Origin of the sequence: Shewanella sp. SM71, from assembly GCF_025653905.1 — a bacterium.
In the GTDB taxonomy this organism is placed as follows: Bacteria; Pseudomonadota; Gammaproteobacteria; order Enterobacterales; family Shewanellaceae; genus Shewanella; species Shewanella oncorhynchi.
On sequence record NZ_JAKKRW010000013.1, the window covers coordinates 15,008 to 40,090 of the forward strand.

Consider the following 25,083-nt stretch of genomic DNA (forward strand, 5'->3'; position numbering starts at 1 on the left):
GCTGTTTTGCACTTTTTTTACTGACTGCTCAAGTTTTATCACATTAGCTGACTTTTAAAGCGGAATGCAGCCAAAATATGACTTGGATGTTACAGTATTTCATGCTAATTATAGACTTTGGTAAAAGCAAACATATATTTAACTAGTGAGTATCATGTTTAAGGATGAAGATGAAACTGGCCAGCCGCGTGTGAGTGAAACTGAACGCTTACGCAAAAAAATTATTCGCTTAAAACAATTAGCGCATAAATATAAGCATGCTGAGATCATTCAAAACGCATTACTCGAAATATCCAATATTGCGACTCATGCTTCTTCACTCGAAGAATTCTATGTTGGCGTACATAGCCATCTAAAACAGCTCATTCCCGCTGATAATTTTTTTATTTCAACCCTGGATACTCACACAGGTGAACTCGCCATCCCCTTTTTCGCTGATGAGAAAGATGCCCATCCAGCGGAGCTTTATCCTGAACAATCACTATCTACATTATTACAGCAAGGATTAACAGGCTACGTACTCAGAACTGGGAAAGCTTTGTTGTGTAACAATGACACAGTCAATGAACTGATTGCCGCTGGAGAAATTGTTAATTTAGGTTCTCCCTGTCATCTGTGGCTGGGCGTGCCCATCAAACAAGATGATATAGTAACGGGTGTGTTAGTGGTGCAAACCTATGACACTAATATCAGTTATGGTGAAATCGAACTCGAGTTAATGACGTTCATTTGTCACCATATTGCTGGGGTAATGGAACGGCTAAAACATCAAGAACAATTAGAGCAAGCTATCCAGCAAAGGACAAAAGAACTCAGCCAAGCCTACGATAAGTTAAAACTAGAAGTCTATGAACGGCGTAGAGCTGAACGCTTACAAAAATCACTGTTCGAAATCGCCGAGCTAGCAAGTTCCAGTGCAGACAACCCAGACTTTTATGCCCAATTGCATAATGTTATTCGACATTTAATTCCGGCCAATAACTGCTATATCGCCCTATTAGACGACACAGAAACCCACCTCACGTTTCCTTTTTATGTATCGCAATTAGCCAATAAGCACCCAGGCACTCGGCCGCTACAAGACGGCTTAACCGAATATGTGCTCAAACATAAGCGCCCACTATTGCTAGATCAAAGCAGTATCAATGCATTAATTGCCTCTGGTGAGCTGTATTCCCAAGCGCCAGCGTTAAATCATACTCAAACCATGCATCAGTGGATCGGAATCCCGCTTTTTATCCATGATCAAGTTCGTGGTGCGTTAACGATTTACAGTTTTAGCATGACACAGAATTACCAAGTTAAAGACTTAGAATTACTGACATTTGTATCACAACATATAGGCTCGGCTATCGAGAAAAAGCTGTCCGCAGAGTCCTTACAACGCAGTTATGAAGAGCTAGAAGAAAAGGTTATTGATCGTACCAAAGCGTTAGCCGAACTGAATAAAAGTCTTGAGAAAGAAATTCAACAACGCCGTAGTATGGAAGCCAAGCTAGTTCACGATGCCAAACATGATGCACTCACAGGCCTTCCTAATCGCGCTATGTTTATGGAGCGTTTATCTCAAGCGATCAAGCATGTTCGTCGCCATAGCTTAGAACAGTTTGCCCTACTGTTTATCGACCTCGACCGCTTCAAACAGATTAACGATACTATGGGACACCTAGAGGGTGATAAATTCTTAATTGAGACGGCAAGCCGCCTCAAGTCCTGCATTCGTGATAACGACACCTTAGCGCGACTCGGTGGCGATGAGTTTGTGATACTGCTCGATAGCATTAACAACATCAACGACGCGAAAGATATATCAGAACGAGTGATCCAAAAAATATCCCAGCCCTATCGACTTGGCACAATGGAATTTAGTTCTGGAGCCAGTATCGGTATCACCATCAGTGGCAAACACAGAATTGATACCAGTGAATCTATGTTACGTAATGCAGATACTGCCATGTATCAGGCGAAAGCCAATGGTAAAGGTTGCTATGTTATTTTTGATGATAACGCCCAACATCAGGCCATGCAGGATGTCGAGTTAGAAACTGAATTTAGACATGCATTACACCATGCTGAAATACAGCTTAGTTACTTACCAGTAGTCAATTTTAAAACAGGTCAAGTGCATGCATTAGAAAGCCGCCTGTTCTGGCAACATCCGCAGCGTGGGCTCTTACAGCAGGAACAACTTAGCACGCTTGCTGAACAGTCACACCTTACCGTTGAGCTCGATAAATATACGATCAGCATCATAGATAGCAGCTATCCCCAACTCCTCAAACAACATGATGAATCTGTTGAATTACATGTCATGCTTTCGAGCCAACATCTCAAGCATAAGCATGTACTGCGCAGTTTGAAAAACACTCTCAAGCAAACCCAGTTAAACCTGAGCCATTTGTGGTTATTCTTCAATGAAAAAGCCCTAGTGCAAGAAACTGAAAATCATATCAATGGCTTTGAATTGTTGCAGAAACTCGGGGTAAAACTCGGCATCAGCCAATACGGTAGCGGCTATAGTGCATTAAATAGCTTATTGTTTCTGCCGATAAAAGGCTTAAAACTCGATGCCAACCTCACCAAACAAATACAAGGCGAGCAACAGCTTAAGTTAATGTCAGCCTATCAAAAAACGGCATCAACCTTAGAGCTTCAAACCTTTGTCGATGGCATTGATAACCCTGAACAAAAACGTATCTTCAGTGAACTGGGTTATCAGCTGGGCCAGGGGGCTTCTTTAGCCGACACTTTTACCTTATGTGAAACCCAACCACAGATATGTGCTCAGCTCGAATATGCCTAGTAAAAAATAAGTAGCTGATTTAAAAGAATAGTAAGCGAAACCGCTCGCTATTTTTTAAACATATCTCTTAAGCTAGAAATATTTGCTCGCCCCGTTTGCATCCGCTCCTGTTCCGTTTGTTGTGGCTTACGATTTTCCCACACCACATCATCTTGAGGTAACTCAAGTAAGAAACGGCTTGGTTCACAACGCATGGTTTCACCAAATTGGCGCCTTTCGCGGCAGAGGGTGAACCAAAGCTCTCGTTGAGCTCGAGTAATACCCACATACGCCAACCGACGCTCCTCATCGACATTGTCTTCGTCTATGCTGGTCTGATGGGGCAAGATACGTTCTTCTACCCCAACCATAAACACAAACGGGAACTCTAGGCCCTTAGAGGCATGCAAGGTCATCAACTGCACCTGATCGCCGCCTTCATCCTCACTATTGCGCTCCATCATGTCCCTGAGCGTCAATCGAGTCACCACCTCTGGTAGAGTCATAGGCTCATCTAACTCATCACCCGCGAGCATCTCAGTCACCCAACGGTAAAGCTCTGAGATATTCTTCATCCGCATTTCAGCGGCCTTGGCACTGGTGCTGGTTTCGTATAAATAATCTTCATAATTGATCTTACGGATCAAATGCTTCACCGCCTCGACGGGTTCACCACGTTCGGCATGATCCCCAGTCTCCACGATAAAACGACCAAACTGATACAAAGATGACATAGCCGCAGGCGGTAAATGATGATTCAGTTCAGGCTCAAAAATCGCCGCAAACATAGAAATATGCTTCTCGTTGGCAAAATTACCTAGACGCTCTAAGGTCGATGGCCCTATGCCACGTTTAGGTAAATTAACGATACGCAGGAAAGCGTTATCGTCGTCGGGATTCACCACTAACTTCAAATACCCCATGATGTCTTTAATTTCAGCACGGGCGAAAAATGATGTACCGCCACTCAATTTATAAGGAATACGGTTCGTCATCAGTGCGCGTTCGAGTAACCGTGATTGATGGTTACCCCGATACAAAATCGCATAATCGCCAAACTGAGTACGGCCGACAAACTTATGTCGAACAATCTCGGCCACGACACGTTCAGCCTCTTGCTCCTCATTGGCGGCAAACAGCACCCGCAACGGTTCACCATAGGCAAGCTCGCTAAACAGAGCTTTATCGTAAACATGGGGATTATTAGCGATAAGAATGTTCGCAGCCCGTAGGATCCGCTGACTAGAACGGTAGTTCTGCTCCAGTTTAATCAGCTTAAGCTGCGGAAAATCTTTACCCAATAACACGAGGTTTTGTGGCTTAGCACCGCGCCATGAATAGATAGACTGATCGTCGTCCCCCACCACAGTAAAGCGCGCCCGCTCACCCACTAACAGCTTTACCATTTCATATTGGCTGGTATTAGTATCTTGATATTCGTCCACCAGCAAATATTGGATCTTGGTTTGCCAGCGCGTACGCACTTCTTCATGGTGGCGTAACAATAAGGTTGGCATCAGAATCAAATCGTCAAAATCTAAAGCGTTATAGGCTTTCATATGTTGAGCATAACGCTGATACAACATAGCAAATAAGTGCTGTTGCTCATCTTTAGCGATTTTGCGTGCATGCTCGGGAATAACTAAGCCACCCTTCCAGTTTGAAATCGTACTGGCGAGCGCTTTGAGTAAATCTTTATCTTCATCCAACTCGTCTTGGGTTAACTCTTTGAGCAGTGCCAAGGTATCTTGATCATCAAACAGCGAAAAGCCTGGCTTTAAGCCTAAGACCTTATGCTCGCGTTTAATGATCTCAAGCCCTAAAGTGTGGAAGGTTGAAATCCACAGACCTCTGGCTTCCTTGCGGCCCATCGACTGAGCGACCCGCTCTTTCATCTCGCGGGCAGCCTTATTGGTAAAGGTCACCGCCGCGATATTACGCGCCTTATAGCCACATTTTTCGACCAAGTAAGCGATTTTATTGATAATGACGCGCGTTTTACCACTACCCGCACCCGCCAATACTAGGCAAGGGCCTGAAACATAATGAACAGCATCGTTTTGGGCGGGATTGAGTTTCATCTTTGCGCAATATCCAAACAAGTCGACAGAAAGGGATGGGATCATAGCAGAATCGACAGTTTTAAGGCTAACAAATCCCCGCTTAGGGTGAGCAGAACTCAACTCTGTAGATAAGCTTCTCCGTGATATAAACCCCAACAACAGCCAACTAAAGTGTTCACGCGTCTGCTTTACTTTTGAAAGCTAACGTACTGAGTTACAATCGAGCTATTCAGTAAAGAGGCGGACAAGATTATGATCAATCCAAAGAAAATCGAAGAAATGGCGAAACAATTGAGCGAAAGTTTGCCCAGCGGTCTAAAGCAATTTGCCGGTGAATTTGAAGAGCGCAGTAAGCAAGTACTGCAAAATCAATTGCTCAAGTTGGATATGGTTTCCCGTGAAGAATTTGATGTGCAGCAACATGTACTACTGAAAACCCGCGAAAAATTAGAAGCCCTACAAGCTCAAGTCAATGAGTTAGAAAAAAAGCTCAACGCGGCGGGCTAACTTATCATGCATGTTTGAAAGAGCACAGTTAGCAATAGCGCAGCTGTGCTTTTTTGTTTTTAACACTTCAAGCATTGAGTCACTTGGGGAAATAATGCAACAATTCGCCAGCTATATCCTTGCTATTGAAGGCTATCCAAGCCCTGTCTACGTGGTAAGCCAATCAAACGAGCAGCAAACCTATCACGATGATAATGTGGAGATTTGTGAGTCCATAACGCTTTATCACTTCGATAACGGGGTTGTGATTAGCAAGCTAAGCGAGCAAGATAAACAAGCTTATGCGTCAGACATGGTTTGTGAAGATTATTGGCTCAGCTATCGGGTTGTAACAGCTCATATTGCGATTTCGCCGCAGCAAAAATCCTTTAGCAATCTATGTCAGCAAAGCTTTTGGCTTAAGATGCAGCAAGGGCTGGCAGTAAGGCCACCGCTGCAACCAGAGCATAAACAGACTTAATGCTTTAGCGTCGAACAATCAAGGAATGAAGCTACAATGGATGTCACAATCAGCACACACTATCAGGACTATCTTCTTTGGGGATTATTGTTGCTTGGTGGCGTGCCGCTACTCACTTATCCCGGTGTGCTTCTCGCCAGTTTGATGGGACTGGCCAGTCAATCAAGCATTAAACCCGCTTTTATCTATCGATTGATGAATCAGTGTTTTCTATGGGGAAGCCTAGTTTATCCCGCCGTGTATATTCCCTGTTATCGCATTACGAGCGATAGCACTGCGACTTCTTCATCTTTAGTCATTGCTGCGTTGCCACTGCTGTATCTAATCTTACTGTATGGCTGCTTTCGCTTTATGGATGCTCCAACTAAAGAGACAAATAATTAAAGCTTTTGTTGGCGAGCATACTTTTGCTTAAGGCCTTTATGGTTAGCCTTAACTAACTTCCAGCGGTCACAACCATTGAAACGAGCATATTCACTGACTGCGATATCAAAGGCCGCACAGAAATCCTCATCTAAGCCATTCACCATCACGCCCTCTTCTAAAATCAATTGCTGTAATAGCAATAGGTTAGCTTGGCGATCGGCTTTAACATCCACGCGGCCAACAAAAGTGTCGCGCCACAGAATTGCTAAAGAATAATAACCATACTGACGCTTTTCGGCTGGGACATAGACTTCAATTTGATAATCAAAATCAAACCATTGCTTTAATCTTTGCCGTTGGATCAATAAATTATCGAAGGGATTAAGCAGCCACACTTTATTAGGTAATAGTGCATTTAGCTGTAATGAAGGGCGATAAAAGTAGCTTTGGCCCGCAGCCTTAAAACACGCTAATAACCCGTGAGCTAACAACTCTGCCAATTCTTGGGCTACTGCTGATTTCATACCTTTGCGTAAATAAGCCATTTGCGCCGCAGTACCGAAGGCGTGGGCATCGAGATAACGATCAATCAAATAGCTCGTAAACTCGCTATCTGTCGGTGCTTGAGCATCAACATCTTTTGATAGTACCCGCGCAGTGAGATCGTAAACCTTCTGGAATTTTTCCCGCCGCACCACCATCAGCTCACCACGCATAAAAAGCTGCTCTAGGGCTTTTTTCGCGGGTTTCCAATCCCACCAGGCACCGTTTTTAGCTTCACTATGTTCAAAATCACTGGCCTTGAGTGGCCCTTCTGCAAGGATTCGCGCCCGCACTTCCTGCATTATTTTATCGTCGGGGTCAAACCAATGCTTACCGCCATTTTGCAGCTGCTGTTTACGCTGCAAACTAAAACGGTAATCGGCAATAGGTAAATAAGCTGCCGCATGGGACCAATATTCGAAAATCTCTCCTTTGGCTAAAGCCATATCGAGCATCTTTGGCTGATATTCTGGCATACGACTATGCAGCACATGATGATGCGCTCGCTCAACCACGTTGATAGAGTCAATTTGTACATAACTGAGACGTGAAATGGCCTCGGTGACAGAGGTATATGGTTGCAATAATCCTTGCTGCTGCATATTTAATTGCAGCCACTCGCGAGGTGAAAAGGGATTAGACATCGATTCTCCAAATTCAACGACAAGCAAATACCAAACCAGAGCAAAAAAAACATAACAAACTGAAAATAAAAGCATTTAGCACACTATTCAACGAGTAGGTTTGTGAAATGTACGCACAAGTCTACTCACTAGGCAGTATCTTCGGATAACATAAGCCATTTATACCTTAACGGCTATCGGTTTACCTGCCCGTTAGTTTCACGACTCGAAATAGAGCCTATCTGGCATAGGCTCTTCATTAAGGATTGATGATGAATATCTACTATCGCCAAGCACAACTCTGCGGCCGCAAAACGGGTAATGGCACTAAGCTGCCATTTTTGATGAATATCTTGTATTCACTTGCTGCTAAAAATGGCGATCACCAGCCCTTTTCAATGGATGACATTAACGCCGTACTGTTTAATCAGCATCAGTCGATTGGTTGCTCTATCGAGGCGCCGCTACCGATAGTGAGTTGGCGCACCGAAGCGATAGAGTATGAGTTATTTAAAGGCGAAGAACTGGTGTACCTGCCCCAATGTATCATCTTTAGCAATGGCGCCATTGCCTATGTCATTGTCGTCATGGGTGATGAGTATGAGCTACGTATTTGGCCCGATTACAGTAACCGTGATCGAGAAAAACACCACTGGTTTTCTCACCATGCCGTAGTCTATTCCGCAGAACTTGACGTCTTTAAACAAAGCTTCGAAGCACTGCTCAAGCATATTAAAAAAGAAAATGACTACGAGAAAAAACACCCAAAATTTGGCAAAGACATCCCACTATCAGATTCATAAACTTGAATAATGAGTATGGATTTAGCGGCAATCGCCATAATTTTGCCACTATTGATCAGCAACTTGCCCGCAACTTTTGTAAAAAAATCTGTTTTAATACCCGCCGTGATACCGAGTTAACTCTGCACAATCTTAGCGGATAAGTCTCGGTCGTATTTCATAGGGAATGAAATTCAATGTTCAGCATTATTTTCTGGGTACTCACCCTACTTAGTTTGGCCTTATTTGGTAGCGCAGCCTATTTAGTGGTGCGCGCACTCCTCAAAAAATTTAATCGAAGTCAAGGAATCGATATGTCAGCACAAGAACCGTGGGCAGTAGCCACCGCAAAGGGAACGGCATTAAAAAACACCATCTTATTAAAAGCCTTAACCATTGGCATACTGTCAATCCTCGCGTTGATCCCGCTGGGGATCATTATGGATATGACTTCTGATCGCCAAGCCCTTTACCACAGCGTTGTCGATGAAATCGGCCGTTCATGGGGTGAGCAGCAAACCCTCTCAGGTCCTGCGCTGGTGATCCCTTACAGCTATTTTGTGTTGCAAGAAGAAGTCAGTAACGACGGTAAAACTCGCCATGAAGTGAAGCGTACCTATCAAGATGAGCTAGTGATCCTACCGAAAAAGCTCACCCTCGACTTAGACCTAAAACATGATTTTCGCACCCGTGGCATTTATCAATCGCTGGTGTATAACGCAGCTCTACAAGGTCAGGCCGACTTCAGCCTTAACCGTTATGATATTCCTAACCTTATCGCCTTCGATAACAAAAATGCCCGGTTAGTCTTTGGGGTGTCATCGAATCAAGCAATTGATAAAGTAGAAAAAATTGAAATCACCGGTGAATCGACATTACTCTCTGGATCACTGATGTCTGGCACGGGGTTAACCACTGGCGGTTTAGAAAAAGGCTTTAATCAAAAGATCCAAGTCAGCGAAGCGAGTGATTTTAGTGTGGATTTTGCCATGACACTACGCGGCTCTCAGTCTATCAGCGCATTGCCACTAGGCGAGCAAACGCTAATCAATATTCGCGCCGACTGGCCGCATCCAAGCTTTAAGGGATTATTACCCGCAGAACGGGACATCAACGCGCAAGGCTTTACTGCAAGTTGGAATATCAGCCACTTAACCCGTAACTATCCACAAGAGTTTATTAAGAGTAATCAATCGACTCTCACTGAAGTGTCGGCCAATGCGATTTTATTCGAACCAGTGACTCACTACGGCAAGATTGATCGCTCGGTAAAATACGGCCTACTGTTTATCGTGCTGACTTTTATCATGTTGTTTATCTTCGAAATCGGACAAAAAACCAGCCTAAGCACGATTCAATATGTGTTAGTCGGCAGCGCCATGGCCTTGTTCTATTTGCTACTACTCTCGCTATCTGAACATCTAGCCTTCTTGCATGCCTATTTAATTGCCGCCTGTATTCCCGTGCTGTCGGTATCGGCTTATGTAGGGAGTGCCACAGCAAGTATTAAGCGCGGTGCATTAGTAGGCATCATGCTGGTGAGTTTATATGCCGTGCTGTACTCGATACTGCAACTGGAAGATTACGCCCTATTGATGGGCTCAGGTTTACTGTTAGTCGTACTGTTGATTTTGATGTTCGTGACTAGGCATCACCCTAAGAACACGGCGCAATAGCGCCCTACCGATCCACCCTTGAAGACCCCCGACAGCACCATCTTTTGCTGTCGGGATTTTTTTATTGGCAAAACCATTGCCGCGTTGTAGCCTATGGCGTTTTATGAAGAGGCTTATATTTTGACCCATAGCGTCTATCTTTTACGCCGTTTAGGTTTAGCTTGGATACTGTTGGCAACCATTCCGGGCTTACTATTACTGACACAGAATCAGCTGTTTCCACTGATCGATCTGCACTCTACCTTAGCCAAAACCTTATATTGGATTACCATGACAGGTACTGCGCCCTATGGCGTCGTAACAGTCTTGTTTGTATTGGCGATCGCCTATCGTCATATGCCTAAACCACTCTTTATAAGTTTATTTTTTGCCATCAGCCTCAGCCAAGTTATCAGTTTAGGCTTAAGCCACACCCTCAAATCCTATTTTAAAGAACCCAGACCTAATCTCGTTTTTCTAGCAGAACAAGCACTGCCTAAGCATGAACCGCTTTCACTCGATGCCTTTTATCAATTGGATAAACAGTCACGTTCAAAGACAATTGCCAATGCACTCGATGGCTTGATCGCTGCAGAACCCGCCTTAAAACTCGACTCACGGATCCATCAGCATTGGGAAGATGAAATCGGCTATTCTTTTCCTTCGGGACATACCATTTTTGCTGTGACGCTAGTGCTTACCGCCAGCTACTATTTGCTACTCGCTGGATTACCTAGCTTAGTCATGGCGTTATGGAGCTGGGGATTTTTGATGGGATTAAGCCGTATGCTGCTTGGCATGCATTGGCCACAGGATGTACTGTTTTCAACCTTTTTAGCCGCCATCATCAGCGGATGTAGCGTGTTCTTTGTCAGTAAGTTGCGTCCACTCTCGCATGCGTTTGCTAAAGGATCTGAGCGCTAACGCTGTTAATTCAGCGTCTGGATTTGGCTGTCGACTCACATACGACAGCTTCAAACACTATGAAGTTAAATACTTAGGCATTGCTAAGCACTGCCTAAGTATTTTGCCACTAGAGCCTGATAAATTCCATTGGCCTTAATTCTAGCGAGCCCTTGATTGAAAGTATCCCGCGCCACTGAGTTGTGGAACACCATTCGATAGGATGTTGGGGGGAAAATAAAGTGGTAGCTTAATGCTTGCTGGGTATCAACATCATCCTCAACGAACTTATTCAGTTGAGCGAATATATAACGATCGGCAATCACAGTATTAATGCGACCTAAGTACAACATACGGTTCTGGCTTAATTGGCTATCGACTTCACGATAAATAGTCTGTTGCGCTACGGCATTAAACTCAGGGCCAAGTAAGAAGCGAGCATTTTCAAAAGCGGCGACACTGTACTTTTTAAGATCCACAATACGTGTTATTTCAAGGTGTTGTTCGGCCAAACTGATCGCCACATTGGTATATTCAACATAATCATTGGACCAATAACCATCAACGCCATTTGCAGGGTTCATCGTCATTACAGCATCTAATCGATCTTTATTGAAATATAAAACTTGGCGTTTACGAGAGTAGAATTTGAAGTTGACTGGCTGCCCCATTTCCTTAAACGCGGCCTTAATAATCTCGATCTCAAGCCCTGATTCAGCATCTTCGATAATATAAGGCGGTCGATTTAGAGCGCTACCAATGGTTAACGATGCAGAAAATGCATAAGTCGGTAATATGAATAAGCAGATTAGCAACAAACTCAAGCGCATACAGTGTCTCACTCTTATTAGTATCATAACAATAGCGGTAAATAACGGGAGTTCCAAACAGCACGACTCCCAAAATCTCTATCCGTTATCACTGTCACAACCTTAAAATGTCTCATTTGATCAAGATTTTTGGCAAAGTCCGCGAAGACTGGCAAACTAGAGGCTGACTCAGTTAACCCTAAGCTTTCAATGACAGACACTCACCCCTACAAACTCGATCAACTCGATTTAACAATTCTGCGCTTACTGCAAACTCACGGCAGATTATCGAATCTCGAACTGGCCAATAAAGTCGGACTATCGCCATCTCCTTGCTCGCGCCGTGTTAAAGCCTTAGAAGAAGCGGGTTATATTGCCGATTATGCAACGCGTCTGTCGGCGGATAAGTTCAACCTGCATTTGACCGCGTATATCCATGTTCGAATGGAGAAACATACGCCGGCGATTCTCAATCAATTTGAAACCAATGCACTCGCCTACGAAGAAGTCCAAGAATGCGCGCTGATCACGGGCTCTGAGGCCGACTATCAACTTAAAGTGCTAGTACAAGATATGGCGCACTTTCGCACTTTCCTGTTAGATAAACTCACGACCAACGTGCATATCGCAGGGGTGCATTCCAGCTTTGTCCTCAAAAAGGTTAAGGACCACACGGCCATTCCCTTAGGGCACGTCAACATTCAAGCATAAGCCAACACTCAACAGTCACAGCAAACACCGCAAACAAGACAGCGGCACAAGTAACAGTCATAGCACAAAATAGCGGTTAGACATCTGCCATACGGTATTTTTTGACCATAAGATCACAATTCAATGAATTTTTATCATCGCAATGATTCGCCAAATCTCAACCATCAGTCGCACCTGATAGCAATAAAATCTCGCACAAAACAGATAGGCGGCACACAACATTAACTTATAGTCAAAAACCGATAAATTATTGCAAATTAACACCAAATTAACGCACTAAAATTGCGTTGAAATCCTAATTTATCCGCCTAAGATACGCCTTCTTTTTACGGGAGGCACAATGCAATCGGCCAATACAAGTTCGACTAACCACTTCAGCTCACGCTTAGGTTTTATCATGGCGGCAGCCGGTAGCGCCGTTGGTGTAGGTAACATTTGGGGATTCCCCACCCAAGCAGCCACCCATGGCGGCGGAGCCTTTTTGCTGGTTTACCTAGTACTGATTTTCATCCTAGGCATTCCCATGTTAATGGCCGAACTCATGATAGGTCGCCACGGACAGACCAATCCCGCCGATGCCATGGGCAAACTCGGCTTCAACACCCTAACTCGCGGTTTAGGCAAGGCGATAGGTTTGATTTCCATCGTCACCGCGGGATTAATCTATACCTTCTACAGCATTCTTTCTGGCTGGTTTGTCAGCTACGCCATCGCCCCGATTGCCAAAGCTTTGGGCTCGAACGACACCGCAGCTTGGTTAGTGGATTTCTCGCTGTCGCGCAATCTGGTGTTCACGCTGATCTTCAGCACACTCGTATTTCTGGTATTGCTGCAAGGCGTACAAGAAGGCATAGAAAAATGGTCGAAACGCTTGATGCCCTTATTGTTGATCATGCTGATCGCAGGCGTGGCGTATATCTTCACTCTTAATGGCGCGAGCGAAGGCATTACCGCACTATTAACGCCTAACTTTGCCAAGGCACTGGCGCCAGATACCTTGATCAGCGCACTCGGACAAACCTTCTTCTCCCTCACCATAGGCACAGGTGCCATGATGGTTTATGGCAGCTATTTGAGCCAAAAAGAGAATATCGCCAAGCTGACCGTCTGGGTTGCCTTTACCGATAGTGGCATCGCCTTTCTCGCCGCTTTCTTGATTATCCCTTCCATGTATGTGGCCCAGCATAATGGCGTGGAGATTTTTAACGCCGAGGGCAAATTACTCGATTCAGATGCGCTGGTGTTTACTGTTTTACCCGCTTTATTTTCGACCTTAGGAGACACCGCCAACCTCATCATCAGCGTGGTGTTCTTTATTCTGCTGATCATCGCCGGCCTGACTTCAGCCATTTCCATCGCCGAAGTTCCGACTAGCTATGTGATGCAAAAATTCGGACTCAGCCGCAAGCGCGCCACCTTGATCATCGGCCTATTACTGACCTCATTATCTCTATTACTGGCGGTATTTTTTGAGACGTTATTTAGCGTCACTATTATGCTCACCACCCAAATCGCCCAGCCGCTGGTCGCCCTTGGCATCGCGATTTACTTAGGTTGGATTTGGCGCCAAACACAATTACTTAAGGCGATTCGTGGACAAGATGATGTCGATACCACAGGACTCTTCTGGCGCATTTGGCCAAGGTACGTGAAGTATGTGTGCCCAGTACTGATCATCGCGATCGCCATCAGGCAATTTGTATAACCCTTTGAACAAATAACAAAATCCCCGCTAAGTGCGGGGATTTTTTATTTAGCAATTGATGCACTAATTAACTACTTTAAAATAATCAGCAAAGTCTTGCTGCCGCCAATAGTGAATGCGATGACAGCCGGATTTTTTCAATCTATCGATGACGTTGAACTGTTAGGGAAGGCTGGATTGAAACGAAAGGGGATGTAAACAGCAGCCTTAAGAGATTAAGGCTGCTTTAAACACTGAGCTGATTACTGTTCGATACCCACAATTAACCAAGGTGAGTTGGCTTGCGTTACGTTACGCTCTAAATGCCAGATTTCCTTAATGTCCTCTTCTACGCCTTCAACGGTATCGCGGTAGCGGCCGCTAAATTTAACACTCACTTCCGCAAGATTTGCATTGTGTGTGGCACGGACAAGTTCTGCATCCAAAAACATCACTTCTGTGTGCTGATCGCCAACTAACTCGCGACGTTGGTTGCTTAGTTCATTGTAAAGATCAATAGAAACATACTCTTGGATTTTGCTTAGATCATTTTCATTCCAAGCCAATTGTAGAGTTTTGTAGTGACTGCGAGCGCCTTCCAAAAAGCCGGGTAAATCAAAACCCGCAGGTAAATTAAAGGGCACATCACTTGTCGCCTGGCCAAAACCATTGCTGCCGCTGTTTGCATTGGTGGCAAAACCTGTTTGTTCAGTCTGTTGGCGCTGTAGATTAGGACTTGGCTGACTCGCCCCTGCATAGGCCGGTCTTGGCTGCGCACCCGCTTTTGAGGCCATCACAGTACGGACGATTTTGAATAGCACGAATGCCAGCAAACCGATAATCAAAATATCCATGATTTGAATATTTTCAAAACCACCGCCCATAAACAGCGCAGCCAATAAGCCACCTGCTAATAAACCGCCTAACATGCCGCCCATCATACCTTTTTTGCCCGGTGCTCCCGCTGGCGCCGTAGTCGGTGTGTTGGTCGCCGCTGGTTGAGCCGGAGCCGTTTGATGGCTTTTGCCGATAGATTTACTACCGCCGAATTTTTTCGCTTCAACGACTGGGCTAGTAACTAAGCTAACCGCAAAAATCATCGCCAGCATAATAAATAACTTTTTCATTTATAGGATCTTGTTCGTGTAATCTGAGGTGCTGCCATAATAGCGGGATGACATTATATGTCAATTAGCAAAAATCGGAGGCTGCGGAGCGAGGACTTCCTTCTTGCATCAAAACGTTTAATCCAGCTAGCTTAAAATGACTGCACAACTCAATTCACATCGCTACTCCAGTGACACGCCGTAAATATATCCCTATAGGCTCGACGACGGCATCCATGCCGTCAACGGTCACTTCCATATCAATGTGAATTCATTAGCATGGATGAAACAGTTAACCTTTCCCTGTCTTTTCCCCTATCCTGTTCACTCTATCTTTACTGGCAACACGTACCTTCGACTTGCAGATTCGTAAGGGGATGGACAGGTGTAATCAATAACCATCTTAACGGTATAAAAGCTATCATTCGGAGTAAATCCTAAAACTTTAGGAGCTTCATCGGAAAGTGGTAATGTAGTCAAAAATGCAGCAATCTGGTTGTCATTTTTTTCAGCAAAAAAACTGCCAGTTCTAAAAGGACGGCAATCAGAATTAATAACTAAAGGCCCAACAACTTCGATTGACTGACCGATATCACCTTGAGGTTCAATTTTTATAATAAAGCCTAACTCCTTCGCCAATTCAGAAGTCACTATTTCCTCCACTATAGGTGATGATGCAATTGAACTATATGACACTAAAATCAAATAAATTAAACACAATATTCTAATCATCAAAAAATCCTTAGTGATAAATTCAGCGGAGTAATACTCCATATAAAGCAATAACATAATTCGATTTATGTTTTGCTTCAAACACTATTCATGTATCTACTATGCCACTATCATCCTGTCTTTTTAACTATGTTGCAGTTTATCTTGGGTGGTCTGATTTATGTCTTCTGATTGTTCAACATGGCTCAACTAAGAATGCGTCAAAAGATATGACAATTAGACTCTGTGACGTGAGAAGTGATTAAGCACTGTCATTCCAGTCACGCGCCAACTTTGGTTTAAAAATAAGTCATCCCTGAGGGCTCGACGGCTGCATCTGCTGTATATGGACATACGAATGTCGCGATCACATGAATGTGAATGAGCGACCATGCCGCCAACGGTCACTTACATGCCAGTGCTTAATCCCATAAACTACCGTACATTCTGATAGCCAGAACGACCCAAACCGAAGTCCAATCCCCAGATAGGGGTAACCATCTCAGCAGTCATATCTTTTGAATCAAGATTTAGAATAATCGCCATGAAGAAAATATGCGTTTGTCCTATTTTTTCATCTTTTTAAAAAAGATGATTATGTTTCTATTTTTATAGATAAATCTGTACGATTAATTAGTCAAACCTTAAAATAAATGCCATTGAAAGTGGTGCATCGTTTATTAATTTTGCAGAAGAGTTTTCTATTTCCTCAGACTCATCGTCGTCAGTCATTGAAACAAAACACACTGTCGAATTTAGCTCAATAGGCAGTTCTCTTTTTATTCTGACCAGTACGTTTGATAATGTCTGAATTAGTTTATTTTTAAACTTTGCAAAGTTTATTTCTCGAGATGAGTCCTCTCGAAGCATCTTACTTATTTTGGAGAATGCTCCCGCATTATATCCGTCATAAAACCACTCAGATACTGCCCATCTATAGTAATTTTCACACTCTATGCTTTGATCTTCTTCAGCAGCGAGAATGCTTTTAAGCTTACCCTCAGAGCTAGCACTTAATGATGCTGACATGGCACTACTGTCAGTGTAAAGAGATACCGCATAGAATGCCTCATCTTTATTTTCTAACAATAACATCTTGATTGTATCGTATGTAATTTCAAAGCATTTTTCTTCTAACTCAATCCAGTCCATTATTCACTCCTTGTACTTAGCTTCAATATTTTCATTTTATGATGCACTCAGCTCCATGCAGAATACTGATAATTATCATTTATCTCCTTAAAACTCACCCCCGTTAAACCAAGAGCTTCGTACTCATTTTTAAACTGAATAGAACATACAGAAGCCGCTATCTCGTTACAAAAGAATAAATGTTCATGAATATTATTCTTTATTTTAAATTTATCTATAGACTCATAATATGTCTTCTTTAACCCACGTTCCTCTTGCGTGTTCAATTTTCCAGAATCTAAGTCAATCGAGATAGTATAAGTGGACTCATCCTTATCTAAGATAGACAAATAACTTAGTGGAAAAAATAAAAAGTACTTTTTCTGCGGACGAACTCCTCGATGCAAGTTAATATCGACAGGAATACGAATACACTTAATATTTAATTTTTCACACAAGTATAACATTTCATTAGAAACTAAATTTTCATCAACCAAATAATCACCATTCAGTTGATATGTTTTTGCTTTAAGAGAATAAGCATTTAAAAAATCAACCTCACATGGTGGTGAGTCATAAAACTCATAGTCAGGTAGCTCAGGAGTCCAATGTTTATCCATAAAATACGGTATTCCCTTACCATCAGGATCTGATTGCACAATAAAAAATGGTTGTAGATTTGTACTCAAAATAACTACCCTGTAATAGGTTAAAAGTTTAATGTCCCTGAGAAAGCATTAGCACAAACTTAGATTGCCAAAAAGCTGGCTCCCCGCTCAGAAGCATCGCGGGGATAACGATGCTTAATCAAACTTCAGTTACCAAAAAACTGGATCCCCGCTCAGAGGCACTGCGGGGATAACGATGCAGTAGCTTAGCTCAAAACCTCTTCTAATGCCTTGAGGCATAAGGCGACATTTTCGCGACGGGCACCAAAACCCATGAGGCCAATGCGCCATGCTTTGCCCGCAAGGGCGCCAAGGCCTGCGCCGATTTCGAGGTTGTAATCCTTCAGCAAACGAGTGCGCACCGCAGCATCATCCACGCCAGCGGGGATGTAAACTGCGTTAAGTTGTGGCAGACGCGAATCTTCGGCAACCACAAAGTTTAGCCCTAACTTTTCAAGCCCAGCACGCAGCACTAAATGCATTTCGTGGTGGCGTTGCCACGCATTCTCTAAGCCTTCGGCCGCTAAAATACGCAGGGATTCATGCAGTGCATAAAGCGCATTCACTGGCGCAGTGTGATGGTAACTGCGCTTGCCGCCCGCGCTGGTCCAATAGGCCATCACTAAGCTTTGATCGAGGAACCAACTTTGCACTGGGGTCTTGCGATTCTTGAGTTTTTCGACGGCAGCAGGTGAGAAAGACACAGGCGATAAACCCGGTACACAGGAAAGGCACTTTTGACTGCCAGAATAAATGGCATCTATGCCCCATTCATCGACTCTTAATTCGACGCCGCCAAGGGAAGTGACCGCATCAACTATGCTCAAGCAACCATAGGTTTTGGCTAATGCGCACAAGGTTTTGGCATCGGACAAGGCGCCAGTAGAAGTTTCGGCGTGCACAAAGGCTAAAAATTTGGCATCGGGATTGGCTTTCAGCGCCGCTTCAACTGCAGCTGGATCGACAGGAGTGCCCCATTCGTTATCCACCAGCACGGCAATCGCGCCCATACGCTCGACGTTTTGGCGCATACGCTCACCAAACACCCCGTTACGACAGACAATCACCTTCTCACCCGGCTCGACTAAATTCACGAAACAGGTTTCCATGCCCGCACTGCCCGGCGCTGATACCGCCATGGTCATTTCGTTTTTAGTTTGGAAGGCGTATTGGATCAGGCTCTTAAGCTCATCCATCATGCCCACAAACAGCGGATCTAAGTGACCAACCGTAGGTCTGGACTGCGCCGCAAGCACTTCGGGATAAACATCCGACGGGCCAGGGCCCATTAAAATACGGCGAGGAGGATTAAAAGCGGTAAAACGCGGTGCTGGTAACATCATGTCTCCTTAATGCGTGTAGGTCGAGGTCTAGTTGTTATTCGTTAGCCATTACTTTTTAAAAGTCAGCCAATCGTCAGCGACTTAACTGTGGCGCGCTAATCGGCGGCTAGAGTATTAAGTCTACAAAACTACCACAAAAAGGAGCGCCTGTGCGCTCCTCCTTTAGCCTTAGTTATGACGAACATAACTATCACGCGCATGGTGCGCTAAGGTTGTAACGCCTTGTTGCCGTTACCCGCATTTAAAAACAGCTGATAGGCAGGACTTTGAGTTTCCTCTTGATAGACAAAACCCAACTCAGTTAAAAACTGTTGGAACGGCAAAGCATCACTCGCGGGTACTTCAAATCCAGCCAGCACTCGGCCAAAGGCCGCGCCGTGGTTACGATAATGGAACAGACTGATGTTCCATTTACTCTGCAAGGTAGTTAAAAACTTCAGCAGCGCACCGGGATGTTCAGGAAACTCAAAGCTAAATAAACGCTCCTCTAAAGGCTCTGGTGGATGACCACCGACCATATAACGCACATGCAATTTCGCGGTTTCATCCCCAGATAAATCCTGAACTTCAAAACCATTGGCCTCTAAGGTGGCAATGATTTGTTCTAGCTCACCTTGGCCTCGGCTTAAGCGAATGCCGGCAAACACCACGGCAAGATCACGACTGCTGAAACGATAGTTAAACTCTGTCATCACCCGCTTATCGAGTAACTCACAGAATGTTAAAAAACTTCCCGGACGCTCAGGGACTTTCACCGCCAGTACCGCTTCTTTTTGCTCGCCAAGCTCACAACGTTCAGACACATAACGCAGACTGTGAAAATTCACATTCGCGCCACTTAGAATCGCCGCGACTTTCTCACCATTGCCGCAATCGCCATGGGCATTAGCGCTGACATATTTTTTAAGCCCAGCTAAGGACAAGGCCCCTGCGGGTTCGGCGATCGCACGGGTGTCTTCGAAGATATCTTTCACCGCAGCGCAGATTTCATCTGAGGTGACAGTCACCACTTCATCGACATAAAGTTTCGCGACTCGAAACGGCTCAGTACCGATACGTTTAACCGCCACGCCGTCGGCAAATAAACCGACTTGCGCCAGCGTCACAGGTTCGCCCGCTTCCATCGCTGCCTTTAAACAGGCCGCGTCTTCGGGCTCGACACCGACAATTTTCACCTGCGGCATTACCGCCTTGTAATAGGCTGCGATACCCGCGATTAAACCGCCGCCGCCCACGGGCACAAATACCACTTCGAGATCGCGCTGCTGCTGCAACATCTCTTGGGCGATAGTGCCTTGGCCTGCGATCACCGCTTCATCATCAAAGGGCGCGATATAGACTCGGCCCTCTTCTTTGGCCATCGCCATCGCAAACCCATTAGCTTGATCGAAGGCTTGGCCGTGCAATACCACGTTGCCACCTAAACGGCGCACCGCATCGACTTTAATATCGGGCGTCGTCTCAGGCATCACAATCACAGCATCCACACCGCGACTCGCCGCCGACATCGCCACACCCTGAGCATGATTGCCTGCCGAAGCGCACACCACGCCGCGCTGGCATTCTTCTTTCGTCAGCTGGGCGATACGGTTATAGGCACCGCGTAACTTGAAGGAATGCACTGGCTGCATATCTTCGCGCTTCAAAAATACCTGACAACCTAAACGCGCCGATAACTTATTCATGCTGGAAAGCGGCGTCACTTTCGCTATGTCATACACAGATGACAACAGGATTTTTTGCAGATAGCTTTGTGCCAACTGAAAATGGGCTAAATCCGCCTGAGTTTGCGATGCAAGTGGCAACATAGATGCAGTAAACATAATTAGTCCTCCAGTTTACTGCGATCGCGCACCGCGCCCTTGTCGGCACTGGTGGCGAGCATGGCGTAGGCCTTAAGCGCGAGTGACACATAACGCTGGCGACCAATAGGTTTCCACGCCATTGGGCCAAGACTGTGCATTTTTTCGCGGCGAGCATTGAGTTCAGCATCGCTTACCGCCAGCTTGATGCTGCGCTTGGGGATATCAATTTCGATGCGATCGCCATTTTCAATCAAGGCGATAGTGCCGCCAGCGGCCGCTTCAGGTGAGACGTGGCCAATCGATAAACCTGAAGTGCCACCGGAGAAACGACCGTCGGTGATCAGCGCGCAGGCCTTGCCTAAACCGCGTGATTTTAAGTAACTGGTTGGATACAACATTTCTTGCATACCTGGGCCACCTTTCGGGCCTTCGTAACGGATAACCACCACGTCACCCGCCACCACTTCACCGCCTAAAATACCCGCCACTGCGTCATCTTGGCTTTCATAGACGCGAGCAGAGCCGATGAAGGTCAGATTCGATTCATCCACGCCCGCCGTTTTAACGATACAGCCGTTTTCGGCCACATTACCCGACAATACGGCAAGACCGCCCTCTTGGCTGAAGGCAAACTCGCGGCTACGGATACAGCCTTCTTGTCTGTCATTATCCAGTGACGGCCAGCGACAATCTTGGCTAAAGGCTTTAGTGGTCGGAATCCCCGCAGGTCCCGCCATAAAGAAATGTTTTACTTTTTCATCTTGCGTCTGCATCACATCGTATTTCGCCAATACAGACTTCAAATTGCCACCTTCATCGGCCGCCACATGGAACACATCGGTATGCAGTAATCCGGCTCTGTCTAGCTCACCTAAAATCCCCATCACGCCGCCCGCACGGTGCACGTCTTCCATATGATATTTAGGCGTCGATGGCGCAACCTTACAAAGGTGCGGCACCAAGCGCGACATGCGGTCGATATCCGCCATGGTAAAATCAACATCAGCTTCCTGCGCGGCGGCCAATAAATGCAATACGGTATTAGATGAACCGCCCATGGCGATATCTAAAGTCATGGCATTTTCGAAGGCTTTAAAGTTAGCGATATTACGTGGCAATGCCGATTCATCATCTTGATGATAATAACGTTTTGCCAGCGCCATCACGCGGCGACCCGCTTCTAAAAACAGCTCGCGGCGATCCGCGTGGGTTGCCAGCATAGAGCCGTTACCCGGCAGCGATAACCCTAGTGCTTCGGTTAAACAGTTCATTGAGTTCGCAGTAAACATGCCAGAGCAAGAGCCACAGGTTGGGCACGCGCTACGCTCAATTTTGGCACTGTCTTCATCACTTACGTTCGAGTCGGCGCCCGCCACCATAGCATCGACTAAGTCGAGCTTGATGAGTTTATCCGACAGCTTAGTTTTACCCGCTTCCATCGGTCCACCTGAAACAAACACGACGGGAATATTGAGGCGCAGCGCCGCCATCAACATGCCGGGGGTGATCTTGTCGCAGTTGGAGATACACACTAAAGCATCGGCGCAGTGGGCGTTAACCATGTATTCCACACTGTCGGCGATAAGCTCGCGCGATGGCAGGCTGTAAAGCATGCCGCCGTGGCCCATGGCGATACCGTCATCGACGGCAATCGTATTGAATTCTTTGGCGATACCGCCCGCTTCTTCGATGGCGCTCGCCACCAGTGACCCCATGTCTTTTAAGTGCACATGACCCGGTACAAACTGAGTAAAGGAGTTAGCAATGGCGATAATTGGCTTACCAAAATCATTGTCTTTCACCCCTGTGGCGCGCCATAGCGCACGGGCACCCGCCATATTGCGGCCTTCGGTACTGGTAGCTGAACGTAACTTTGGCATTGACTGTATCCTTTATCTCAAATCGAAAATCGTATTCTTAATTCACATGGCTAATGCTTAAGCATTCGCCGTTTGTTGCAAGCTCAGCGGTAACAATACCTTACACTGGGTCACATCAATCAGTTTATTCAGCTGATTACTTAATAGTTCGATGGCGCGTTCGCTATCGACCTCCATATCCAGCGACAGGCTAGCGTCGTCATTCATACGCATCTGCATTTGGGTGATCCTAAAACCACGATGGCGAGTCACGCGCAAAACACGCTCAAGCACTTCGGGGCGTTGTTGAACCGTTAATTCCAGAGAGTGGATCATGTTTGTTTCTCCATTTCGTCCATCATATCGCTGTTTGATGCGCCGGGGGGCACCAGTGGCCAAACGTTAAAAGCATCGTCGATTGCAACGTGTAACAAATACGGGCCCTTAGCCGCTAACATTTCGGTTAAGGCTTCTTCCACTTCGTCGGAAGAGAAAATAGTGCGGCCGGGAATATCAAAAGCGGAGGCCAATTGCACAAAATCTGGGTTATCGGATAAATCCGTTTCGCTGTAGCGCTCTTCAAAAAATAGCTGCTGCCACTGCTTCACCATGCCAAGCTTTTGATTGTCGATAAGCACTATCTTCACTGGCAGCTTGCGGCGTTTGATGGTGGTCAGTTCCTGCACATTCATCATAAAAGACCCATCGCCAGAGACAGTCACCACTGTCGCATCGGGACGGGCCACCTGCGCACCAATGGCGGCGGGCAAGCCAAAGCCCATAGTGCCTAAGCCAGCACTGGACAGGTGATCTTCTGGACGGCGGAACCACATATGCTGGGCCACCCACATTTGGTGCTGACCTACATCGCAACACACTACGCTGTCTTCGGGTAACTTATTGGCTAAACGACGCAGCAACGCTGGGGCATAGATCAAACTGCCGGGGTGTTGATAATCCCATTGATGTTTACGGGATAAATGCTCCACCTCGGCCTGCCAAGGCGTGATGTTCATCGACATGGCTAAGGCAGGTAGTATTTGGCGTAAGTCACCAGCGATTGCCACCTCTGGCATACGTAATTTGCCCAGTTCGGCGGCGTCGATATCTAAATGGATCACTCTGGCCTTGTCGGCAAAGCTCGCTAAACGGCCGGTGACTCTGTCGTCGAAACGGGCGCCAACCACGATTAGCAAATCGCAATCCTGTACCGCTAAGTTAGCGGCCTTGCCGCCATGCATGCCTAACATGCCTAAGTAGCCGGGTGTGCCGTGGGCGATACTGCCCAGCCCTTTCAAGGTTGCGACCGAAGGTATGCCCGTCACTTTGATAAACTCACGCAGTTGATCGACCGCGCCCGCCATACCTACACCACCGCCGACATACAACATAGGCTGTTTAGCCTCAGCCAACAGCGCACGGGCGGCGTCGATATCACTCATCTCGGCTTGGGGTTCGTTCATCACGGCCAGCAAAGGTGTGCGATATTCCAATTGGGCGATTTGGATATCCTTCGGGATATCGACCAGCACTGGGCCAGGGCGACCAGATGCAGCGATTTCGAAGGCTTGATACAAGGTTGGGATCAGGTCGTTGACGTCTGTCACCATAAAACTGTGCTTAGTGCAGCTCAGTGACATGCCCAGCACGTCGATTTCTTGAAAAGCGTCGGTGCCGATAACGGCGGTAGAGACTTGGCCTGTGATGGCCACCATAGGCACAGAATCTAACAGGGCATCGGCTAAGGAAGTGATCAGGTTAGTCGCGCCAGGGCCTGAAGTCGCAAAGCACACGCCAGTTTTACCGCTGGCTCTTGCGTATCCTACGGCGGCAAAGGCGGCGCCTTGTTCGTGACGGCTGAGCAGATGTTCGACAGGGCTTCCATAGAGGGCATCGTATATTGGCATAATGGCACCACCTGGGTAACCAAACACTGTGGTGACGCCATGTGCTGCTAACACTTTAATTACCGCATCTGCGCCTCTGATCATCTGCCCTGGTTCCATATTCTCTCTCGCTACGTTAGTCCTGAATTGCCGAAAATCGACGCTAATTTTTTACTCTTTCGAAGCTTAGGACCTTGCTCTAGGCCCTAAAACGAAGAACCCCCCGGTCCTTTCGGAGCGGGGGGTTCTTTCGAAACTTCTAACCTTTTAGGTCTATCAGTTCGCCATGCGCCGCCCCCGCTGTGATTTAATAATCACGACGGTAATAATCACGAGAATGAGCTTGGCAGCTTGGTTAAACATCAATATGGATTCCTAATCGGTGTTTCTAAAATTTGGGTATTGAATGAAAGTTAGTATCGCTTTGGGCTTTGCCCTAGCGCGAGCTATTAGCTTTACCATAAAGCAACGGCCAAACACAATAAAAAATATCTTTTGTCAAAAAAAATTCAGCTTCCCTGCCGAGACAATGCAAAACAACAAAGTAAAACGTTAACTGTTGAGCCTCAGTCGGCGCGATTCACCTACTTAACGATAGACTCACTAACTGTGTCGTTTTTGCCCGCTCGACAACCCACTGAACAGGAAAAATTTGTTTCTCACTAAACTGATTCATCACTAAGCAA

21 protein-coding genes are annotated in these 25,083 nt (G+C 45.9%); 9 read left to right on the forward strand and 12 right to left on the reverse strand.

All coding sequences use genetic code 11. From position 1 onward, the window contains the following. Positions 1-154: 154 nt before the first annotated feature. Positions 155-2,803, forward strand: a complete 2,649-nt coding sequence (locus L5L97_RS13665) for a diguanylate cyclase domain-containing protein (protein ID WP_263182376.1) — start codon at positions 155-157, stop codon at positions 2,801-2,803. Between the two features lie 47 nt (positions 2,804-2,850). On the opposite strand, the gene rep is transcribed toward L5L97_RS13665, so the two are convergent. After that, positions 2,851-4,863 carry a DNA helicase Rep gene (rep, locus tag L5L97_RS13670; RefSeq protein ID WP_131523358.1) on the reverse strand — a complete coding sequence of 671 codons (2,013 nt, stop codon included), beginning with the start codon at positions 4,861-4,863 and terminating at the stop codon, positions 2,851-2,853. 234 nt (positions 4,864-5,097) lie between these two features. On the opposite strand from rep, the gene ubiK reads away from it, so the two are divergent. The 3 genes from ubiK to L5L97_RS13685 all read left to right on the forward strand — a co-directional run bounded on the left by ubiK (position 5,098) and on the right by L5L97_RS13685 (position 6,196). Next, positions 5,098-5,352: a ubiquinone biosynthesis accessory factor UbiK gene (gene ubiK, locus L5L97_RS13675; protein WP_006083441.1), complete on the forward strand. Its 255-nt coding sequence runs from the start codon at positions 5,098-5,100 to the stop codon at positions 5,350-5,352. 94 nt (positions 5,353-5,446) lie between these two features. Beyond that, positions 5,447-5,812 carry a hypothetical protein gene (locus tag L5L97_RS13680; RefSeq protein ID WP_263182378.1) on the forward strand — a complete coding sequence of 122 codons (366 nt, stop codon included), beginning with the start codon at positions 5,447-5,449 and terminating at the stop codon, positions 5,810-5,812. A 36-nt stretch (positions 5,813-5,848) separates the two neighbouring features. After that, a complete protein-coding gene (locus tag L5L97_RS13685; protein ID WP_263182379.1) occupies positions 5,849-6,196 on the forward strand; it encodes a hypothetical protein in 348 nt (115 codons plus the stop codon). Here the strand turns inward: L5L97_RS13685 and L5L97_RS13690 are convergent. Continuing rightward, a complete protein-coding gene (locus tag L5L97_RS13690; RefSeq protein WP_263182380.1) occupies positions 6,193-7,365 on the reverse strand; it encodes a winged helix-turn-helix domain-containing protein in 1,173 nt (390 codons plus the stop codon). The genes L5L97_RS13685 and L5L97_RS13690 overlap by 4 nt on opposite strands. A gap of 251 nt (positions 7,366-7,616) precedes the next feature. Here L5L97_RS13690 and L5L97_RS13695 point away from each other — a divergent pair, with 251 nt between their 5' ends. From L5L97_RS13695 to L5L97_RS13705, 3 genes are all read left to right on the forward strand, one after another. Continuing rightward, a complete protein-coding gene (locus L5L97_RS13695) occupies positions 7,617-8,147 on the forward strand; it encodes a hypothetical protein (RefSeq protein ID WP_168825954.1) in 531 nt (176 codons plus the stop codon). Between the two features lie 176 nt (positions 8,148-8,323). After that, positions 8,324-9,802 carry a cell envelope integrity protein CreD gene (gene creD / locus L5L97_RS13700; protein WP_263182382.1) on the forward strand — a complete coding sequence of 493 codons (1,479 nt, stop codon included), beginning with the start codon at positions 8,324-8,326 and terminating at the stop codon, positions 9,800-9,802. Between the two features lie 93 nt (positions 9,803-9,895). After that, positions 9,896-10,705, forward strand: coding sequence for a phosphatase PAP2 family protein (locus L5L97_RS13705; protein WP_263187171.1), 810 nt, complete (start codon positions 9,896-9,898; stop codon positions 10,703-10,705). A gap of 83 nt (positions 10,706-10,788) precedes the next feature. Here the strand turns inward: L5L97_RS13705 and L5L97_RS13710 are convergent, their stop codons facing one another. Beyond that, positions 10,789-11,514 carry a substrate-binding periplasmic protein gene (locus L5L97_RS13710; protein ID WP_263163980.1) on the reverse strand — a complete coding sequence of 242 codons (726 nt, stop codon included), beginning with the start codon at positions 11,512-11,514 and terminating at the stop codon, positions 10,789-10,791. A gap of 189 nt (positions 11,515-11,703) precedes the next feature. On the opposite strand from L5L97_RS13710, the gene L5L97_RS13715 reads away from it, so the two are divergent. Together L5L97_RS13715 and L5L97_RS13720 are read left to right on the forward strand one after the other, a co-directional pair. Further along, entirely contained in the window at positions 11,704-12,204 is a 501-nt protein-coding gene (locus L5L97_RS13715; RefSeq protein ID WP_105253008.1) for an Lrp/AsnC family transcriptional regulator, read from the forward strand. Positions 12,205-12,544: 340 nt separating this feature from the next. Next, complete coding sequence (locus tag L5L97_RS13720) at positions 12,545-13,909, forward strand: sodium-dependent transporter (protein WP_263182384.1); 1,365 nt, start codon at positions 12,545-12,547, stop codon at positions 13,907-13,909. A gap of 242 nt (positions 13,910-14,151) precedes the next feature. Here L5L97_RS13720 and L5L97_RS13725 read toward each other — a convergent pair whose 3' ends face one another. The 9 genes from L5L97_RS13725 to ilvG all read right to left on the reverse strand — a co-directional run bounded on the left by L5L97_RS13725 (position 14,152) and on the right by ilvG (position 24,517). Beyond that, entirely contained in the window at positions 14,152-15,015 is an 864-nt protein-coding gene (locus L5L97_RS13725; RefSeq protein ID WP_263182387.1) for a Tim44 domain-containing protein, read from the reverse strand. 303 nt (positions 15,016-15,318) lie between these two features. Next, a complete protein-coding gene (locus tag L5L97_RS13730) occupies positions 15,319-15,645 on the reverse strand; it encodes a hypothetical protein (protein WP_147250511.1) in 327 nt (108 codons plus the stop codon). A 693-nt stretch (positions 15,646-16,338) separates the two neighbouring features. Further along, a complete protein-coding gene (locus L5L97_RS13735) occupies positions 16,339-16,857 on the reverse strand; it encodes a DUF4303 domain-containing protein (protein WP_263182389.1) in 519 nt (172 codons plus the stop codon). A gap of 47 nt (positions 16,858-16,904) precedes the next feature. Further along, on the reverse strand, positions 16,905-17,525 hold the full coding sequence (locus L5L97_RS13740; RefSeq protein WP_263182392.1) for an imm11 family protein: 621 nt from the start codon (positions 17,523-17,525) through the stop codon (positions 16,905-16,907). Between the two features lie 185 nt (positions 17,526-17,710). After that, a complete protein-coding gene (locus tag L5L97_RS13745) occupies positions 17,711-18,844 on the reverse strand; it encodes a pyridoxal-phosphate-dependent aminotransferase family protein (RefSeq protein WP_263182479.1) in 1,134 nt (377 codons plus the stop codon). 209 nt (positions 18,845-19,053) lie between these two features. Continuing rightward, positions 19,054-20,655, reverse strand: coding sequence for a threonine ammonia-lyase, biosynthetic (gene ilvA, locus L5L97_RS13750; protein ID WP_263182482.1), 1,602 nt, complete (start codon positions 20,653-20,655; stop codon positions 19,054-19,056). A gap of 17 nt (positions 20,656-20,672) precedes the next feature. Then, positions 20,673-22,532 (reverse strand): dihydroxy-acid dehydratase, encoded by a 1,860-nt coding sequence (gene ilvD, locus L5L97_RS13755; protein ID WP_131524929.1) that lies wholly within the window; start codon positions 22,530-22,532, stop codon positions 20,673-20,675. A gap of 57 nt (positions 22,533-22,589) precedes the next feature. After that, positions 22,590-22,847 (reverse strand): acetolactate synthase 2 small subunit, encoded by a 258-nt coding sequence (gene ilvM / locus L5L97_RS13760; RefSeq protein ID WP_007651625.1) that lies wholly within the window; start codon positions 22,845-22,847, stop codon positions 22,590-22,592. After that, on the reverse strand, positions 22,844-24,517 hold the full coding sequence (gene ilvG / locus L5L97_RS13765; RefSeq protein WP_263182395.1) for an acetolactate synthase 2 catalytic subunit: 1,674 nt from the start codon (positions 24,515-24,517) through the stop codon (positions 22,844-22,846). The genes ilvM and ilvG overlap by 4 nt, the downstream gene beginning before the upstream one ends. Positions 24,518-25,083 lie beyond the last annotated feature (566 nt).

Coding starts and splice junctions, on each gene's coding strand:
- L5L97_RS13665 (WP_263182376.1), top strand. CDS start 155: ATGTTTAAGGATGAAGATGAAACTGGCCAGCCGCGTGTGAGTGAAACT.
- L5L97_RS13735 (WP_263182389.1), bottom strand. CDS start 16,857: ATGGACTGGATTGAGTTAGAAGAAAAATGCTTTGAAATTACATACGAT.
- L5L97_RS13680 (WP_263182378.1), top strand. CDS start 5,447: ATGCAACAATTCGCCAGCTATATCCTTGCTATTGAAGGCTATCCAAGC.
- L5L97_RS13715 (WP_105253008.1), top strand. CDS start 11,704: ATGACAGACACTCACCCCTACAAACTCGATCAACTCGATTTAACAATT.
- L5L97_RS13710 (WP_263163980.1), bottom strand. CDS start 11,514: ATGCGCTTGAGTTTGTTGCTAATCTGCTTATTCATATTACCGACTTAT.
- L5L97_RS13705 (WP_263187171.1), top strand. CDS start 9,896: ATGGCGTTTTATGAAGAGGCTTATATTTTGACCCATAGCGTCTATCTT.
- L5L97_RS13690 (WP_263182380.1), bottom strand. CDS start 7,365: ATGTCTAATCCCTTTTCACCTCGCGAGTGGCTGCAATTAAATATGCAG.
- L5L97_RS13720 (WP_263182384.1), top strand. CDS start 12,545: ATGCAATCGGCCAATACAAGTTCGACTAACCACTTCAGCTCACGCTTA.
- L5L97_RS13685 (WP_263182379.1), top strand. CDS start 5,849: ATGGATGTCACAATCAGCACACACTATCAGGACTATCTTCTTTGGGGA.
- ilvD (WP_131524929.1), bottom strand. CDS start 22,532: ATGCCAAAGTTACGTTCAGCTACCAGTACCGAAGGCCGCAATATGGCG.
- L5L97_RS13745 (WP_263182479.1), bottom strand. CDS start 18,844: ATGTTACCAGCACCGCGTTTTACCGCTTTTAATCCTCCTCGCCGTATT.
- ilvM (WP_007651625.1), bottom strand. CDS start 22,847: ATGATCCACTCTCTGGAATTAACGGTTCAACAACGCCCCGAAGTGCTT.
- L5L97_RS13695 (WP_168825954.1), top strand. CDS start 7,617: ATGAATATCTACTATCGCCAAGCACAACTCTGCGGCCGCAAAACGGGT.
- L5L97_RS13725 (WP_263182387.1), bottom strand. CDS start 15,015: ATGAAAAAGTTATTTATTATGCTGGCGATGATTTTTGCGGTTAGCTTA.
- ilvA (WP_263182482.1), bottom strand. CDS start 20,655: ATGTTGCCACTTGCATCGCAAACTCAGGCGGATTTAGCCCATTTTCAG.
- ilvG (WP_263182395.1), bottom strand. CDS start 24,517: ATGGAACCAGGGCAGATGATCAGAGGCGCAGATGCGGTAATTAAAGTG.
- creD (WP_263182382.1), top strand. CDS start 8,324: ATGTTCAGCATTATTTTCTGGGTACTCACCCTACTTAGTTTGGCCTTA.
- ubiK (WP_006083441.1), top strand. CDS start 5,098: ATGATCAATCCAAAGAAAATCGAAGAAATGGCGAAACAATTGAGCGAA.
- rep (WP_131523358.1), bottom strand. CDS start 4,863: ATGAAACTCAATCCCGCCCAAAACGATGCTGTTCATTATGTTTCAGGC.